The sequence below is a fragment of the Nonomuraea rosea genome (assembly GCF_039539705.1).
GTDB classification, from domain to species: domain Bacteria; phylum Actinomycetota; class Actinomycetes; order Streptosporangiales; family Streptosporangiaceae; genus Nonomuraea; species Nonomuraea rosea.
In genome coordinates this window covers 17,424-33,426 of sequence record NZ_BAABDQ010000036.1, presented here as the reverse complement: position 1 = coordinate 33,426, position 16,003 = coordinate 17,424, and the positions used below count along the sequence as shown (strand labels likewise).

The following is a 16,003-nucleotide window of genomic DNA, read 5'->3' as shown; positions in this document are numbered from 1 at the left end:
CTCCTCCCGGAGGGTGTGACTACACGGCAGGAGTCAAGCACACCAGCTGATCCCGGTACATGACCCAACACATACCCATAAACAATAGGAATTCATAACAGGGAATCTCAGGAGGGCGTGACGTTTGGGCGTTTGATGCAATGTTGATGCCGACTGTGCGCGAAGGTCGCAGAAGGTAGATCGGATACAAGGAGAGGGGGACCGGAAGTTCCGGCCCCCTCGCTATTCACGCCGCTGGATCGTCCTTCAAAGCATCAGAGATCCGACGCTTCGCTACTTTGTCTTGGCCGACGACGCACTTGGCGTAGACGCGCAGGAGCACGTCAACGCTGTGGCCAGCCCATTCAGCCACCTGGGGTGCGGGCACCCCGGCGTTGAGCCAGGTCGATACGCACGCGTGGCGGAGGTCGTACGGCCGAGCTGCCAGCGGTGATGCGAACTCCTTCGCACTCAAGGCGGCTCTACGCGCGGCCTTCCATGCGCGCCTGTAGGTGATGAAGGGCAGTTCCCCTCCTTTGACGCCGTAGAAGAGCCGTTCGCCAGGGCCATCGCCAAACTCGGCGAGGTGGATGCGCAGGATCCGGACCAGGTGCGGCGAGACAGGGACAGTGCGGCTATGCCCTTCGGCGCGGTGCTTGAGGGCGCGTTCTTCGCGGGCCGCGCCGGTGTCGGTCCACTCCCGTCCGGAATAGGGCGCGGCCTTCCTCAAGTGCAACTCCCCCCATGCAGCGGTGCTGTCGTTCGTTTCCTCTGCCGAGGGATTGTTGGTCTGGGGCGGGAGCATGATGTTGTCTTGCCTCAGGTTCACGACCTCCTCGGGCCGCAGGGCCGCGTAGTACATGAGGGCGAAGAACGCCACAAGGCGCCTGCCGCTCGGCTCTTGCGCTTCAACGGCAGCGAGCAGCGCCTTCGCCTGAGCGTGGTTGACGACACTCCGCCGATCAATCTCGTACGTGTTCGCGGGCGGCTTCCACTTGAGGCTCTTGAACGGGTTCTCGGACAAGAGCTTGAGTTCAACGGCGTAGTCGAGCGCGTTGGACAGCAGCATTCGATGCTTGCGCACGGTGTTGGCGGCGGCGCGTTGCCCGTCTAGCAACGAGGCGGCCGCGTCCAACAGGTTCCGCACAAGGAGGGGATCCTCCCCCAACGCGGATACCGGTTTGGTGTTCAGCGCGAGCCACCGCAGAGCCGCGGCGGCTTCTTCTGGGGCGTCCTCCCGGTGCTTTGTGTTGAAGCCCCAGCGGTGCATCGCGGAGCGCAGCGCGCGGTCCTGCGGCTTGCCACGCTCCGTGGTGTACATCGCGGGCGTTGCGGTGGTGAGCGCTCGGGCGATGTCCTGGCGATACTTCGGCGCGGCACCCTTCCACTTCATGTCCACGAACTTGCACGCGAAGTCGTACCAGCTCATGGTGTCCTGGGCGCGTGACCATGAGATGGGGCGGCCAGTCGTCGCGTTGAACGCCTCGCCACGTCGGGCGGCGGTGAGAAGCTCGGAGCGGAACGCGTCGGCCTGAGCAGCAAGGCGGAAGGGCTCCTTCCACCCTTTGCCGCCCACACTCCACTGCAGTCCTGAGGCCGAGACTGCGCTGTCCTTCGGTGGAGAAATTCGGTCGTATTATGAAGCGCTTATGACTTGATCGCTGGCCGCGCCACACCCATTCCCACATGGGAAAACCGCAGGGTTCACCGCGAAAATGACAGTTACCGCGTAAAGCGGCCCATGAACACTGTCAAGACCTTGTGTCGCAATCCGCCGTCCAGCATGGTGTTGGTGGCTTCGCGAGGCACGACGTAGCCACGGACGGGAGCCTGTCAGAGTTGCCCGTCCGTGGCGCATCATCGATGCGATTGGAGTTTAATCCCATGCCCCTTCAACGGGCGCTCCACGGCGCGCTCTGCGCGCTCCTCGCGGCGACGACGTTAGTCGCCGGAACCCCCGCCTCGAATGCGGCCACCGAACCCGAGCACCAGCTCAAGGGCACCCAAAGACCGAATTCAGTCCTCGCGGAAGCGGCAAGAAGCTCGCACGTCACCCAGCAGGACTCGGTGCCACTGGTCGCCGGAACACTTCGCGACAGTGCGAGCCTTCCCTTGCCAGACACCCCGCTACGCATAGACCTGGAACCGACGCGTGCCCTCATTTCCCCTGCCGGGATCGGCGTTGGGTTGGAGTATGTCAAGCTCGCCGAAACCCGAACGGCGCAAGACGGGACCTTCGCCTTCGCCTCCGGCCGCTTCCAGGATCTGACGGGGTATGCGGACGAGAACGGAGTCGCCTCGGCTCTGATCACCTCGGCGGGTGGACAACACAACGTCTGGCGGCGGATCTACCTGCACGCTCCTACCGCCAAGAGTAATCGCTGGACAATGGCCGAGCCTGCACCAAACCGCAAGGCCGTCACAAGGCAGCAGCGCGTGCTCGATGGGTCCGGCTCCGCTCCGCCAGTCACGGTGGAGAGCGAAACCGCACTTGAACTGGTGGGCTACGCCGGCTCTTCACCGGGCACACCACAGCAACAGGCGATGCCGAACCCTGCGCAATACTGCAACAGCAACGAAGGCTACTTCTTCGCGATGACGAACATCCCGATCAAGCGAAGTCTCGTCACTCTGCGTGCACATGCAACAGGGCCAGACACCTCAGCCACCTACGCATGGGGCACCACGGAGACGACGCAGATCGAAGCCGCGGCCAACATCGCCGCGGCCGGAGCCCTGGCCAAGGTCGGATTCACCAAGGTACAGACCGTATCCGCAGGCATCAACTTCGAGATCGGCCACTTCCAGCCGGCGCACTTCCAGGCGGAATTCGAATTCCGTACTTGGGACCTCTGGTGCCAGAACTACATCACCCTCGAAAATCGAATCTCTGGGAAGTACGAATGGCGCCCATACCGATTCGCCGGCGGCAACGACATCATCCCGCGCGGCGGAAACCAGGGAGTGTGCCCGGACCCTGATACCACCACGTCCATCTCCAGTGCCACATGGGTCGCCCGCGACTCCACCTGGACGAGATACGGCGGCGTTGACTTCGGCACCGTCAAACTCGACTCCCGCACGACGAACGGATCGAACTGGAAGCTCACCGTGACCCCCGCCAAGACGGCGAGCATCTGTGGCCTGGAGGACCTTCCGATCTACGCGTCATATGTGATGGAAGAGTACTAAGTGAGATTTACGCGTGAAAGCCGTGGGCCGCTCGTCATCGCGCGGCCCATTGGCCTTCTTATCTTCCTGGCCCTGTGTACGTCGGGTTGCGCCGGCACACCCCCAGGCCCAGCTACGGAGAGCGTCGAGGACAAGGGACGAGCCGCCCTTGGTACGCGCACCGGAAAGGGCCCCTTGAAGTCGGCCCCGCCCACCGGTTACGCGCTACGGCGCGACAAAGGGGCCACCCTTACCGACGGATGGGTCGTGCTCTACAACTTCGGTGACTCCCCCGTCACCATCACCCGGGTCAGATCGGAGTTCGAGGGGCAGGGGCTACGGCAGGTCGGGGCGTTGGCCGCCGGGTATGGGCGCAAGCTCGCCGCTGAGCAGACGCTTGACGGTTTTCCCCCACGTAAGTCCTCCCTTGGGCCTCTCACCTCCGCCGAAGGATACGTCCTGCCGGCCGAGGAAGGTCGCCCGCGAAAGAAGGGCCATGAGTTGCTCATAGGCATACAGGTGACGCAAGCGACCGGAAGGACTGCCCGGTCCCAAGTCGAAATCACCTATTCCTACAAGGGGCACACATACAAAGACCAGTGGGTGAACACGATCGCCGTGTGCAGCCCCGCCGTCGGCCCGAGTTGCCCACAGGAGGACGGTCCTTGAAGCGTTCGTGGGCGGTGCTGTGGCCGCGGTCTTCGAGGTTCTTGCGGCCGGATTCGATGTCGTAGAAGTGGGCGACGATGAGGGAGCCGGACGGCAGGGCCGTCCGGCTGTTGTCTAACTAGGCGTCGCTGGTCTGCTGCCGGGCCGGCGGCGGGAGGACGGCGCGTACGGAGGGCAGGGCCAGGCAGGCCACGCCGGCCAGCACACAGGTCACGGACGACAGGACGATCACGGACGTCGCGGGCATGCCTTCGAGCAGCAGCCCGCCGAACGCCGCCCCCGACGGCGAGGCGATGACGAGCAGGGCCTTGCGCGCGCCGAAGACCGCCCCGTGCTGGGACCTCGGCACGCGCCGCTGCACCACGCTGACCTCGGTGGCCACGTAGGGAGCCCAGACGAAGCCCGCGACGAAGAGGATCAGCATGGCCGGGGGCAGCGAGTCGACCAGGACCAGCGGGAACAGCAGCACGCCCCAGAGGATGGCGCCGAACGCGTTGACGACGCCGGGCCGCCGCCGGGCCAGGAACGGCACGGTGACCAGCCCGACGAGGGCGCCCGCGCCGATCGCCGACCACAGCAGGCCATACCCGGCGGCGCCGGCGGCCAGGACGTCCCGCGAATACAGCGGCAGTGCCGGCTCCAGCGGCCCGTACGCCAGGAAGTACACGAACGTGAGCAGGACGAGCGCCCGCACCGCCGGGTCGCTGAGCAGGGGACGGAACCCGAACCACCCCGCCGGCGCCGCGCTCGCGGCCTCCCCCTCGCCGTACGTCGCCGGGGCGTCGGCGCGCAGGCCGCGCATGAGCAGCATCGCCAGCAGGCACATCCCCGCCGACAGCAGCAGAGCGGACGGCCCCGCCAGCGCCACGAACACGCCGCCGAGCGCGGGCCCGATGAGGTAGGGGAACTGGTCCCCCATTGACATCAGCCCGTTGGCCGAGGGCAGGTCGGACTCGTCCACCACCCTCGGGATGAGCATGCGCCCGCCCACGTCCGCCAGCGGATAGGCCGCGCCCATGACCGTCGCGAGCACCAGGATGCCGGGCAGGCTCAGCAGCCCGGCCACGAACAGGACCGGGAACGCGACCAGGCACACCGCTCTGATGACGTAGCTGTAGAGGACCAGCCGCACCGGGTCGCCGCGATCGAGGCGGGGGCCGCAGAGCGGGGCGGAGATCACCGCCGGCAGCCGGTTGCAGAGCACGAGCAGGCCCATGGCGGACGGCGAGCCGGTGATCTCGAACACCAGCCAGATGAGCGCGATGAGCGCGAACTGGTCGGCCGTCCCCGAGAGCAGGGTGCTCAGCGTGATGCGCCGCAGACCCGGTGACCTGGCCGGCACCGATCCACGCCACCAACCGGCCACGTTCTCCGCGGCCCTCACGCCTGACCGCTCCCGCGGATCGCCGCCGCGATGCCCTCCACGGTCGGCCGCTCCACCAGGACGGCCAGCGGCAGGTCGGGCGCGGCGTGCTTGCGCAGCTTGTTCAGCAGGCGCACGGCCTGCAGCGAGTTGCCCCCGAGCGCGAAGAAGTCACCGTCGCGGGGAACGTCGTCCAGGTCGAGAATCTCCGCGAACATCGCGGCCACCACTCCTTCCTCCGCCTCGGGCCGGCTCCCGCGTTCGGGGGCCCGCGGGGACTCGCGGCCGGGCACCGGAAGAGCGGCCTTGTCCACCTTCCCCGTGGGACCGAGAGGAATCCGATCGATCGGGACGATGAGGGAGGGGACCAGGTAGTCGGGCAGGCGCTCGGCGAGGATCGCCCTGATGCGCTCCGGGCGCTCCTCGGCGACGACATAAGCGAGCAGGCGGGCGTCCTGCCCTTCGCCTGTCGTGACGACCACTGCCCGCGTCACGCCCTCGACCGCCAGGACCGCACGTTCGACCTCACCCGGCTCCACCCGGAAACCCCGCACCTTGACCTGGTCGTCGACGCGGCCCAGGAACTCCAGCGCCCCGTCGGGGCGGCGGCGGACGAGGTCGCCCGTCCGGTACATGCGGCCCTCGCCGGACGGCTCCGGCACGAACCGTTCACGGGTGAGGTCGGGACGGTTCAGATAGCCCAGAGCCAGGCCGAGCCCCGCGATGTGCAGCTCCCCGGGGGCCCCGTCGTGTACCGGGCGGCCGTCCTGACCCAGGATGTGGAGCCGGGTGTTGGCCAGCGGGTAGCCGATGGGCACGCTCGCGTCGCCGTCGCTGGGACTGCAGTCCCAGTAGGTGGCGTCGATCGAGTACTCGGTGGGGCCGTACAAGTTGTGCAGGCCGGCGTCGACGGTGCCGAAGAATCGCCGTACGAGGTCCGGCGGCAGGACCTCGCCGCCGCAGAACACCTCGCGCAGCCGCGGGCAGCCGCCGAGACCGGGCTCCTCATCCAGAAGCGCCTGCAGCAGCGACGGCACAAGCGCCAGGCACGTGACGCTCTCCCGGCGCATGAGGTCCACGAGATAGCGCGGGTCGTCGCGATAGATCGGGTCGGCGACGACGACCCTGGCGCCGGTGCTGAGCGGTGTGAAGATCTCCCAGAGGGAGATGTCGAAGCTCAGTGAGGTGTGCAGGAGCACGGCGTCGTCCGGGCCCGTGGGGTAGACGGCCCTCTCCCACAGAATGCGGTTGACGATCCCGCGGTGGGGGACGACGACGCCCTTGGGCCGTCCGGTGGAGCCGGAGGTGTAGATGACGTAGGCAGTGTCCTCGGCGGACGCGGCGGACGCGGCGGACGCGGCGGACGCGGCGGACGCGGTGGGGCGGGGCTCCGGCCGGGCCCGCTCGGCGAGCAGGTGACCGGCGTCGATGGCGCGGACCGCCCCGAGCCCGGGCGGTTCCAGGTCGCCGTGGACGACGACGCTCGGCGCGCTGTCCTCGACGATCAAGCGCAGCCGCTCCTCGGGGTAGGTGGGATCCAGCGGCACGTACGCGCAGCCGTGCTTCAGGATGCCGAGGATCACGGCCACGGCCGTGGCGGAGCGCTCCACGGCCATGCCCACCAGCTCACCCGGCTCCACGCCGCGCACTCGCAACCCGGCGGCTATGCGCTCGGCCCGCTCCTCAAGCTCCGCGTAGGTCCATACGGCGTCCGGCCCGCTGACGGCGGCAGCGTGGGGAGTTCGTGCCGCGTGCCGCTCCACGAGGCCGTGCAGGGTCAGCGTCCGCGGGTCGATCTGCACGGCGCCGGTCGTCACGGTGGTCGTCATGGCAATTCGCTCCTTCCGTATAGCTGCGGCTCGAGCCGGAGCCGCGACGGTGATCCGTGCCGCACCGCGAACGTGTGTGCCGTGCGGTAGTGGTCCTGGGCCGTCGCGGAGGCGAGCAGGCCCTCGGCGCCGTGCAGGTGCAGGGATTCCGCGCTCGCCTCCATGGCCAGGTCGGCGCAGGCCGCGAGCAGCTCCGAGGTGTGGCGCAGCGGCTCGTCCGCGTCGGCGAACCGGCTCGCCACGGCCTCGCCGAGCCCGCGCAGCGCCTCCGCGCGAGCGGTGAGCGCGGCGATCCGGAACGCGATCGCCTGGTTGTCGCCGACGGCCCGGCCGAACTGGCGGCGGTACTTCGTCCGGTGGACGGCCGCGTCGATCGAGGCGCGGGCGATCCCCCAGAGATATCCGGCCGTGCGGCAGCGCGCCCGCGCGGTGGCCAGGTCGCAGGAGACGCAGCCGGCGCGTTCGCAGAGCACCCGGCCGGTCGCGTCGGCGACGTCGATGCGATGGAAGTCCTCACGCGCGATGCAGCGGCGGCTGTGGCAGCTCACCTCCGCCCGGTCGAAGAGCACCAGGGCCGGACCGGTGGCGAGGAATCGCGCGGCACCGCTCGCACCCGCCACGAGGTCCCAGCGCCTTCCTTTGCCGTCGGCCGCGTCGGCGGGCAGCAGCGCCACGGTTTCTGCGCCCTCCTCGATCTCCGCGGTCCACGGCCTGGCCCCGGCGGCCGATGCCAGGCCGTGGGCGGCGAGGAGCCCGGCGGCCAGGCTCTGCTCCAGCGGCGCGTAGGCGCCACAGGCCAGGCCCGTCCGCACGGCGAGGCGGTGGGCGCCCTCGTCGTCGAAATCGGTCACACTCATGACGCCGCTCCCAGGCCCAGGCCGGACGCGACGATGTGCAGCATCACCTCGGACGTTCCGGCGGACAGACGGAGGCCGGGCGCCTCACTCAGCATCGCGGCGACCATGCCGGCACGGGCCGCGTCGGGCTCGCCGCGCTCCAGCACGGCGTACGTGCCGTCGACCTCCAGGCAGAGCCTGGCGACCTTGGCGCCCAGCTCCGCGTTGAACCACTTCGACATCGCCGCCTCCTCGGCCGACAGGTCGCCCTCGATCTGCCGCTCCAGCAACCGCCACGCGAGCAACCGGCCGGCGGCCGCCTGCGTCCGCAGATCGACGAGCCGATCGGTGAGCTCGGCCCGGCCGGGGGCGACGGCCCTGATCCGCTCCTCGGCGACGTCGAGCCAGCGTCTGGCCTTGGCGTTGTAGTCGAGACCGGTGCGCTCGATCGCCAGTCCGGCAGAGAGCATGAACCAGCCTCCGTCCACGGGGCCGAGGACGTCGTCCTCGGCGACGAACGTTCCGTCGAAGGTGACCTCGTAGAAGGGCTCGGGATTCAAGGTCGCCAGCAGTCGCACGCGTACGGATTCGTCCCGTATCCGGACGATGAAGAGGGTGATGCCCGCCTCCGGGCGGCCGGATTCGGTGGTGCGGGCGGCGACGATGCCGTGCGCCGCCAACGGTGTCTTGACGCTGGGGCACTTGACGCCGGTGAGCTGCCAGCCGCCGTCCACTCGATCCGCCCTGGTACGCAGCGACGCCAGGTCGGAGCCGGCCTCCGGCTCGCTGTAGAGCAGGACCATCGTGGCGGTTCCGGCCGCCAGCGGGGGGAGGTAGCGCGCCTTCTGATCGGCGTCGGCGGCCAGCATCAGCAGCGCGCCGGCGTTCTTGATCGCGTTGATGAAGACGGTGTCCGGGACATCGTGGCGGGCCAGCTCCTCCTGGAGGATGGCCTGGTAGGTCACCGGACCGTCCAGCCCTCCGTACCGGCGTGGCCAGTCCGGCGCCAGCATGCCGTGCGTGCCCAGCAACCGGTACGTCCGCACGGGGTGCTCGTCCTTACCCGGGGTGTCCGCCAGCGTGGCACATTCCGCCGTGACCTCCGGGCGCCGGAGCAGGGTGGCGACCTCGTCGCGGAATCGTCGCTCGTCAGGCGTGAGCATGGGTTCCATGGCAGTTCCCGTCCCTCGTGTACGCGCGCAACCGCTGCGCGGTGTATCGGGCGATCGCCCCGACGTGCGGCGGCTCCATCAATTCGTAGTGGTCGGCGGGCAGGCGGCGGACGGTCACCCGTCCCGTGGTGTGGGCCCGCCACGGGTCGGGGTCGGGCAGGGTCGCGCCGGCGAAGAGCACGATGTCGCCGGCCAGGGGGCCGGAGGGGCAGTAGTCCCGCTGGGCGTACGCGTGGGTCCGGAAGATCGACAGGTGGGCGTCCCGCTCCGCCGCCGTGAGGTTCAGCGCGCGGGTGGCGGTGACGCGCTCGACGTACCTCTGGAACTCCGCCGCGCTGGTCTCGTCGTTCTCGTCGAGACTGCCCGGCGGTGCCGTGTCGATGAGGATCAGCGGGCCGGTCCACCTGCCGTCCGCCGCCAGGCGGCGCGCCATCTCGAAGGCGACCATCCCGCCGAACGACCAGCCGCCCAGCAGTGCCGGTCGGTCGCCGAGTTCCGCCAGGAAGTGCGCTGCGGTGCTCTCGACGTCGGCCAGCGGCGGGCCGCCCTCCAGCATCGGTGATTGGAAGGCGGTGACGGCCATTCCGGGAGAGAGCTCCCTGGCCAGCGCCCGATAACACAGGACCGATCCGCCCGCCGGATGCACGAGGTTCAGCTCCGCCCTGGACTCGGCCGGGTCGCTCAGTGTGACCCGGCAGCGATGCCCGGCCGTGCCGTCGCGTCCTTCGGCCAGGTGCCCGGCCAGCGCGCGAATGGTGGGGGCCGCGAGGAAGTCCTTCAGCGACGGCCCCGCGCCGTACCGCTCGCGGATCCAGGCGATCAGCCGCGCCGCGCCGAGGGAATGACCCCCGAGCACGAAGTAGTCATCGTCGATGCCCACCCCCGCCAGGCCGAGCGTCTCGCACCAGTGATGGGCCAGATCGCTCTCGTGCTCGGTGCGCGGCACGACGGGCGCGCCGCGCAGGTCCCGCTCGGCGCGCGGCGCCGGCAGGGCAGCGCGGTCGAGCTTGCCGTTCCGGTTCATCGGCAGCGCCTGGATGGGGACGAAGGCGGCCGGGATCATGTACGGGGGCAGGCTGCGGGCGAGGAACGCGCGCAGCTCATCGCGGTGCGGCGTGCGGCCATCGGCAGGGACGATGTACGAGCACAGGCTCTCACCGTCCCGGGCGACCACAGCGGCGTCCCTGATCCAGGGGTGCGCCCGGAGGGCTACGGCGACCTCCCCGGGCTCCACCCGGAACCCCCGCACCTTGACCTGGTCGTCCATGCGGCCGAGGTACTCCACGTCGCCGCCGGACGTCGCCCTGACGAGGTCGCCGCTGCGATAACAGCGTTCCCCGCTGCCCGGCGGATACCGGATGAAGCGCTCGGACGTCAGCTCGGCCCTGTTCAGGTAGCCGCGGGCGACGCACTCCCCGCCGATGAGCAGTTCGCCGGGGACGCCCACCGGGACCGGGCGGAGCCGTTCGTCGACGATGTAGCTACGCGCGTTGTGCAGGCTGATTCCCAGATAGCTGCCGCCCGCCGGCACGTCGCCGGCCGTGACGACGCGGTGGGTCACGTAGACGGTGGTCTCGGTGGGGCCGTACATGTTGACCAGGACGGGCGCCCGGTCGCCGTGCCGGTCGAACCAGTCGCGCAGGCGGGAGAAGTCGAGCGCCTCCCCGGCGAGGATCACGTACCGCAGTCGGAGCGCGGAATTCGCCGGCGCGGCGGCGTCGGCACGGTCGAGCGCGGCGAAGGCGGTCGGCGTCTGGCAGAGCACGGTGACCTCCTGCGCCACGAGGAGCTCGCGGAGCTCCTCGGGCGAGCGCGCCACCTCTTCCGGCACCATGACCAGCCGCGCGCCGTGCGACCAGGCGCCCCACATCTCCCAGACCGACACGTCGAAGGCGTAGGAGTGGAACTGCGCCCAGACGTCGCTCTCCCGGAGGTCGAACAGCGGCCCCGCCGCGTTCAGCAGGCTCGTCACATTGCGGTGCTCGACGAGCGTCCCCTTCGGCCGGCCCGTCGAACCCGACGTGTAGATGACGTAGGCCAGGTCTTCCGGCCGGGTCTCGACGTCGGGCGGGCCATCCGGCGCCCCGCCGTCAAGATCGCAGCCGTCGAGATCGCAGCCGTCGAGATCGAGCACGGCCGCCCCGGACGGCTCGGCCAGGTGCGCCAGCGCGCGCTCGCCGATGACGACGGGTGAGCGCGCGTCCTCGACGATCGCGGTGATGCGCGCGGCCGGGGCCGTGGGGTCCAGCGGGACGTAGGCCGCCCCCGCCTTCAGCGTCGCCAGGACGGCCACGGCGACCCGGACGGAACGGCGCAGACAGATTCCGACCAGATCGCCGGGCCGCACTCCCGCCTCGCGCAGGCGGTGTGCGAGCAGGTTGGCCTGCCCGTCGAGCTCGGCGTAGGTGAGCGTGCGGCGGGGGTCGGAGACAGCGGGCCGGTCGGGCCATCGGCGTGCCCGCCGTTCGAAGAGCCGGTGCAGCGGGTCGGCGTCGGCACAGGGGCGCACGTGCGCGTTGCGGCCGTGGATCGCCTGCCACTGTTCCTTGTCGTTGAGCATGGGGAGCCGGTTGATCGGGCAACCGGGCAGAGCCAGCGCTCCGGTCAGGAGCGTGGCGTAGTGGCGGAGCAGCCGTTCGACGGTGTCGCGCTCGAACAGCTCGGTGCTGTACTCGGCGGTCACGGTGAGGCACTGGCCGTCCTCACCGAACTCGACGGTCAGGTCGTTGCGCGCGGCCCGCGTCTGCCCGGGCATCAGGGTGACCCGCAGCCCGTCCAGAACCGGCGCCACGTCGATCTCCGTGCCGGAGTTGAGCGCGATCTGGAACAGCGGCGCGCGGCTCGCGTCGCGGGCCGGGTTCACCGCCTGCACGACGTGGCTGAACGGCAGCTCCTGGTGGGCCAGCCCGTCCAGCAGGACGTCGCGGACGCGATGCACGAGCGCGCCGAACGTGGGGTCGTCGCTAACGTCCACGCGCAGCGCCAGCATGTTCACCATCAGGCCCACCGTGTCCTCGAACTCCTGCGGCGTGCGGTTCGCGGCGACCATGCCGAACGTGAGGTCGTCCCGGCCGCTGTACCTGTTGAGCACGGCGACGAAGCAGGCGACCTGCACCATGAAGGGCGTGCACCGCTCGGCGGCGGCCAGCTTCCCGACCGCCGCGGCGACCCCGCCGTTCATCCGGTGCCTGACGTGCTCCCCCCGGTGCAGGACGTGGCTGGGACGGAGCCGGTCCCTGGGCACCTCCGCCGCGACGGCGCCGTCGAGCCGGCTTCTCCAGTGCTCGGTCAGCTCCGCGAGCCGGTCGCCCGTCAGGGCGTCGCGCTGCCATCTGACGTAGTCGCCGTAGGTTCTGGGCTCGCTCAGGCGGGGTTCACGGGCGGCGCGGCGGCCGTTGTAGAGGGCGGCGAAGTCGTCGTTGAGCGTCCGCGATGACCAGCCGTCGACGACGATGTGGTGGAAGGCGACGATCAGGACGTGCTCCTGGGACGTCAGGCGCAGCAGCCGGGCCCGCAGCGGCGGGCCGTGCCGCAGGTCGAAGACCGAGCCGGCCATGTCCAGTTCGATGGCCGAGACCCGCCGCTCCCGCTCGGCCGGATCCAGGCCGGTGAGGTCGGTGACCGTGAGCGGCATCCGCGGGCCGGTGGTCACGGCCTGGCGCGGGCCGCCCAACGTGTCGGTGAACGTGGTGCGCAGCGTCTCGTGCCGGGCGACCAGGCCGTCGAGCGCCCCGCGCAGCGCGGCCTCGTCGAGGACCCCGTGCAGCCGCAGCCCCCAGGTCATGGTGTACGTGGGGGTACCGGGGTTCAGGTTCTCCAGGTACCAGAGCTGTTCCTGCTGGTAGGACAGCGGTATCAGCTCCGGTCGGGCAGGGGAGGTCATGTGGTCCGCTCCTCGCTCGTGCTCACGCCGTCGCCGTTCGCCGGCGAACGCGTCCACTCGTCGATGTGCCGCGCCACACGGGCCGCCAGTTCCGCGCCGTCCGCCTCGCCGAACGCCGGCCCGAGCCGGAGCCGCACGGTCAGCCCGTCCTCCTCATGGGCCATCTCCAGCTCGACCTCGTACTGGGTCGCCTTCGTAGGCGCCGGGAGCGGCACGAACGTCACGCCGTCCGCCTGCGGGGCCGGCGTACCCGGCGGGGTGATGTTGAGGCAGGCGTCCCAGGGCAGCCGTCCCCGGAATCCCGCCGCGGCGGCGATCTCGCCGATGGGCAGCTCCTGGTGGGCGTGCATGCCGAGCAGGGCCTCGCGGACCCGGCCGAGCAGGGTGTCGCGATCCGGCCCGCCGTCGAGGGAGATTCGCAGGGGCACGACGTTGACGAAGCAGCCGATGACGCGCTCGGTCTCGGGAAGGTCGCGCCCCGCCATGGGGATCGCCACGACGACGTCCGTCCGGCCCGTGTGCTCGTGCAGGGCGGCGGCGAAGGCGGCCGCCATCGCCATCGGCAGGGTGTGCCCGCCGGCGCGCAGACGCGTCATGAGGGCGGCCAGCCGGTCGGGTCCGACCTGCCAATCCCATCGCGGCACCGCGACGCGGGGCGCCTCATGGCGGGCGAGGCCCAGCCCGTCGGGCAGCCCGGCCAGGGTGTTCTTCCAGTAGGCGGTCAGCCGGTCGCGGGCGTCGCGCTCGGCCGCCAGACGGATCCTCGTGAGGTCGCTGAAGCCGAGGGGCGGCCCGGGCAGTTCGGGCGTCGCTCCCGCCTTCAGCGCCCGGTAGCAGTGGCCGAGCTCGTCGAAGAACACCTGGAGCGAGACGTCGTCGCAGACGAGGTGGTGGAAGGCCATGGCGAAGAAGTGGCGTGACTCGGCCGTGCGGGTCAGCGCCGCGCGGACGAGCGGCCCGCTCTCCACGTCGAACGGCCGCTCGGCCAGCTCCGCGAGCAACCGCCCCGGGTCGTCGCCCCGCACCCATGCGACACGAGGTCCCGGGCGGACCACCTGGACGGGCTCGCCATCCGGACACGGGAAGCCGGTGCGCAGCGCCTCGTGCCGGACGACCAGATGCTCCACACCGGCTCGCAACGCCGCTTCGTCGAGCGGCCCGTTCACCTCGAAGGCCCTGACGATGGTGTAGGCGTCCGAGCCGGGGTCGAGCTGGGTGTCGAACCAGATGCCGCGTTGGGAGGGCGCGAGCGGGACCGGGCCCCGCGCCGCGGTGCTCCCTCCCGGCTCCTGACGCCGGACGCGGCCCGCGCGCCGCTCCGCGAGGCTGGCGAACGCGCGGATGGTGGGCGTGGTGAAGACGTCCCGCACGGTGAGGTCGAAACCGTCGCGGCGCAGCCGTCCGACGACGGACGCGGCGCTCAGGGAGTCCGCGCCTTCGGTGAAGACGTCGGCGTCCGGGCCGGGTGCGTGACCGAGGGCCTGCCTCCACAGCTCCGCGATCCGCCGCTGGACCGGCGTGCCGTCACAGCCCGGGGAGCCGTACGGGGTGCAGTCCCGATCAGGGACGGCGCCGAGGCCGGACAGGCGGCGCCGGTCCAGCTTGCCGTTGCGGGAGAGCGGCACCCGCTCGAGCAGGACGCAGCGCGCCGGGACCATGTAGTGGGGCAGGCGCCCCCGGACGTGCCGCAGGACGTCCACGGGGTCGGGGCGCCCGCCGGGCGGCGGCGCGCAGAAGGCCACCAGCGCCTGCCGGCCCTCCGGCATCGTCTCCAGGACGACGGCCGCCTCGGCGACCTGCGGATGATCACGCAGAACCTCCTCGACGGCCTCGGCCTCCACCCGGTAGCCGCGCACCTGCAACTGGCCGTCGAGACGGCCGCGCAGCTCGAGCCGGCCGTCGGCGGTGAGCCGCCCGAGATCGCCGGTGCGGTACAGCCGCCGGCCAGGACGCGCGGGATGCGGCAGGTAGGCCGCGCGGGTGGCCTCCGGGTCGCCCAGGTAGCCCGACGTCAAGGCTTCTCCCCCCACGAACACCTCGCCCACCTCGCCCGGGGGGACCTGGCGCATGCGGGAGTCCAGCAGCAGCAGATCCGTGTCCTCCGGCGGCCGGCCCACGGTCACCACATCCTCTTCCTCGGTGACGTCGCCGAACGTGACCGGGGTCTCCGTGGTGGCGTACAGGTTGGTGAAACGAGCACCGGGCAGGCAGGCCCGCGCGTGCCGCAGGAGTCCGGGCGTGACGGGCTCGCCGCTGAGGAACCACCGTCGCACCGTGCCCAGCTCGGCTGCCGGATCCTCGGCGAGCGCCAGCAGCGACCGCAGAAGCGACGGCGTGACCAGCAGCCGGGTCACCCGATGACGGCTCAGCTCGGGCAGGAGCCGCGTCGGGTCGCGGCGGCTGCCGCGCGGGGGAACGACCACGGGTGTGCCTTCCAGCAGCGAGCCGAAGACCTGGCGTACCGAGTCGGACGAGGTCAGCGCCGCGCTGAGGCAGGCCCGCTCGTCCGGGGCCGCCGGGTAGGCCCGCCAGATCTGGGCCAGCCGGGCCAGGCAGGCCCGGTGCGTGGTGACGACCCCCTTCGGGCGACCGGTGCTGCCGGTCGTGAAGACGACGTACATGGTCGCGTCGCCGTCGTTTTCGCCGGGCATGGGCTCGGGCGGCCCACCGCCATACGTGCCCGGCGCGGGCGGGCGCAGCCAGTGCGGGTCGTCGTCCGGTTCCACTGCGAGCATGACGCTCGGTCCGGCCTCCGCTCTGATGGCGTCGATCCACGAGGCCGGAGTGCCGGGTTCCACGGCCACGTAGGCGGCGCCGGTCCGCAGCACGGCCAGGATCGCGATCACCGCCTCCGGCGCCGGGTCCCCCTTCAGCAGCACGATTCGGCCCGGCCCGGCCCCGTGGTCGCGCAGGAATGCCGCGAGCTCCCCGGACCGGACGCTCACCTCGGAGAAGGTGAGGGTGCCCTGGCCGGTGACGATCGCGGGCGCGTCCGGACGGCGGCGGGCGACCTCCTGGAAGAGAGCGGCCATGTCCGTGCCGGGCGCCGGAGCCGGCCCGGGCGTTGTCGCCGGGCCGGAGGCGCAGGAGATGGCGTCCAT

8 protein-coding genes are annotated in these 16,003 nt (G+C 70.9%); 1 reads left to right on the top strand and 7 read right to left on the bottom strand.

The window, feature by feature from the left end; translation table 11 throughout:
- Positions 1–226: 226 nt before the first annotated feature.
- Positions 227–1,555, bottom strand: a complete 1,329-nt coding sequence (locus ABEA43_RS50200; RefSeq protein ID WP_345573213.1) for a tyrosine-type recombinase/integrase — start codon at positions 1,553–1,555, stop codon at positions 227–229.
- 308 nt (positions 1,556–1,863) lie between these two features.
- Between ABEA43_RS50200 and ABEA43_RS50195 the strand changes: the two genes are divergently transcribed.
- Entirely contained in the window at positions 1,864–3,171 is a 1,308-nt protein-coding gene (locus ABEA43_RS50195) for a hypothetical protein (protein ID WP_345573212.1), read from the top strand.
- 766 nt (positions 3,172–3,937) lie between these two features.
- Here the strand turns inward: ABEA43_RS50195 and ABEA43_RS50190 are convergent.
- The 6 genes from ABEA43_RS50190 to ABEA43_RS50165 are packed head-to-tail and all read right to left on the bottom strand — an operon-like array spanning position 3,938 to position 16,003.
- Positions 3,938–5,203 (bottom strand): MFS transporter, encoded by a 1,266-nt coding sequence (locus ABEA43_RS50190; protein ID WP_345573211.1) that lies wholly within the window; start codon positions 5,201–5,203, stop codon positions 3,938–3,940.
- Complete coding sequence (locus ABEA43_RS50185; protein ID WP_345573210.1) at positions 5,200–7,011, bottom strand: non-ribosomal peptide synthetase; 1,812 nt, start codon at positions 7,009–7,011, stop codon at positions 5,200–5,202. Before ABEA43_RS50185 ends, ABEA43_RS50190 begins: the two co-directional genes overlap by 4 nt.
- Entirely contained in the window at positions 7,008–7,868 is an 861-nt protein-coding gene (locus ABEA43_RS50180; protein ID WP_345573209.1) for an acyl-CoA dehydrogenase family protein, read from the bottom strand. The genes ABEA43_RS50185 and ABEA43_RS50180 overlap by 4 nt, the downstream gene beginning before the upstream one ends.
- Entirely contained in the window at positions 7,865–9,010 is a 1,146-nt protein-coding gene (locus ABEA43_RS50175; protein WP_345573208.1) for an acyl-CoA dehydrogenase family protein, read from the bottom strand. Before ABEA43_RS50175 ends, ABEA43_RS50180 begins: the two co-directional genes overlap by 4 nt.
- On the bottom strand, positions 8,997–12,902 hold the full coding sequence (locus ABEA43_RS50170) for a non-ribosomal peptide synthetase (protein ID WP_345573207.1): 3,906 nt from the start codon (positions 12,900–12,902) through the stop codon (positions 8,997–8,999). The genes ABEA43_RS50175 and ABEA43_RS50170 overlap by 14 nt, the downstream gene beginning before the upstream one ends.
- Positions 12,899–16,003, bottom strand: a complete 3,105-nt coding sequence (locus ABEA43_RS50165; protein WP_345573206.1) for an AMP-binding protein — start codon at positions 16,001–16,003, stop codon at positions 12,899–12,901. Before ABEA43_RS50165 ends, ABEA43_RS50170 begins: the two co-directional genes overlap by 4 nt.

Coding starts and splice junctions, on each gene's coding strand:
- ABEA43_RS50195 (WP_345573212.1), top strand. CDS start 1,864: ATGCCCCTTCAACGGGCGCTCCACGGCGCGCTCTGCGCGCTCCTCGCG.
- ABEA43_RS50185 (WP_345573210.1), bottom strand. CDS start 7,011: ATGACGACCACCGTGACGACCGGCGCCGTGCAGATCGACCCGCGGACG.
- ABEA43_RS50180 (WP_345573209.1), bottom strand. CDS start 7,868: ATGAGTGTGACCGATTTCGACGACGAGGGCGCCCACCGCCTCGCCGTG.
- ABEA43_RS50175 (WP_345573208.1), bottom strand. CDS start 9,010: ATGCTCACGCCTGACGAGCGACGATTCCGCGACGAGGTCGCCACCCTG.
- ABEA43_RS50170 (WP_345573207.1), bottom strand. CDS start 12,902: ATGACCTCCCCTGCCCGACCGGAGCTGATACCGCTGTCCTACCAGCAG.
- ABEA43_RS50165 (WP_345573206.1), bottom strand. CDS start 16,003: ATGGACGCCATCTCCTGCGCCTCCGGCCCGGCGACAACGCCCGGGCCG.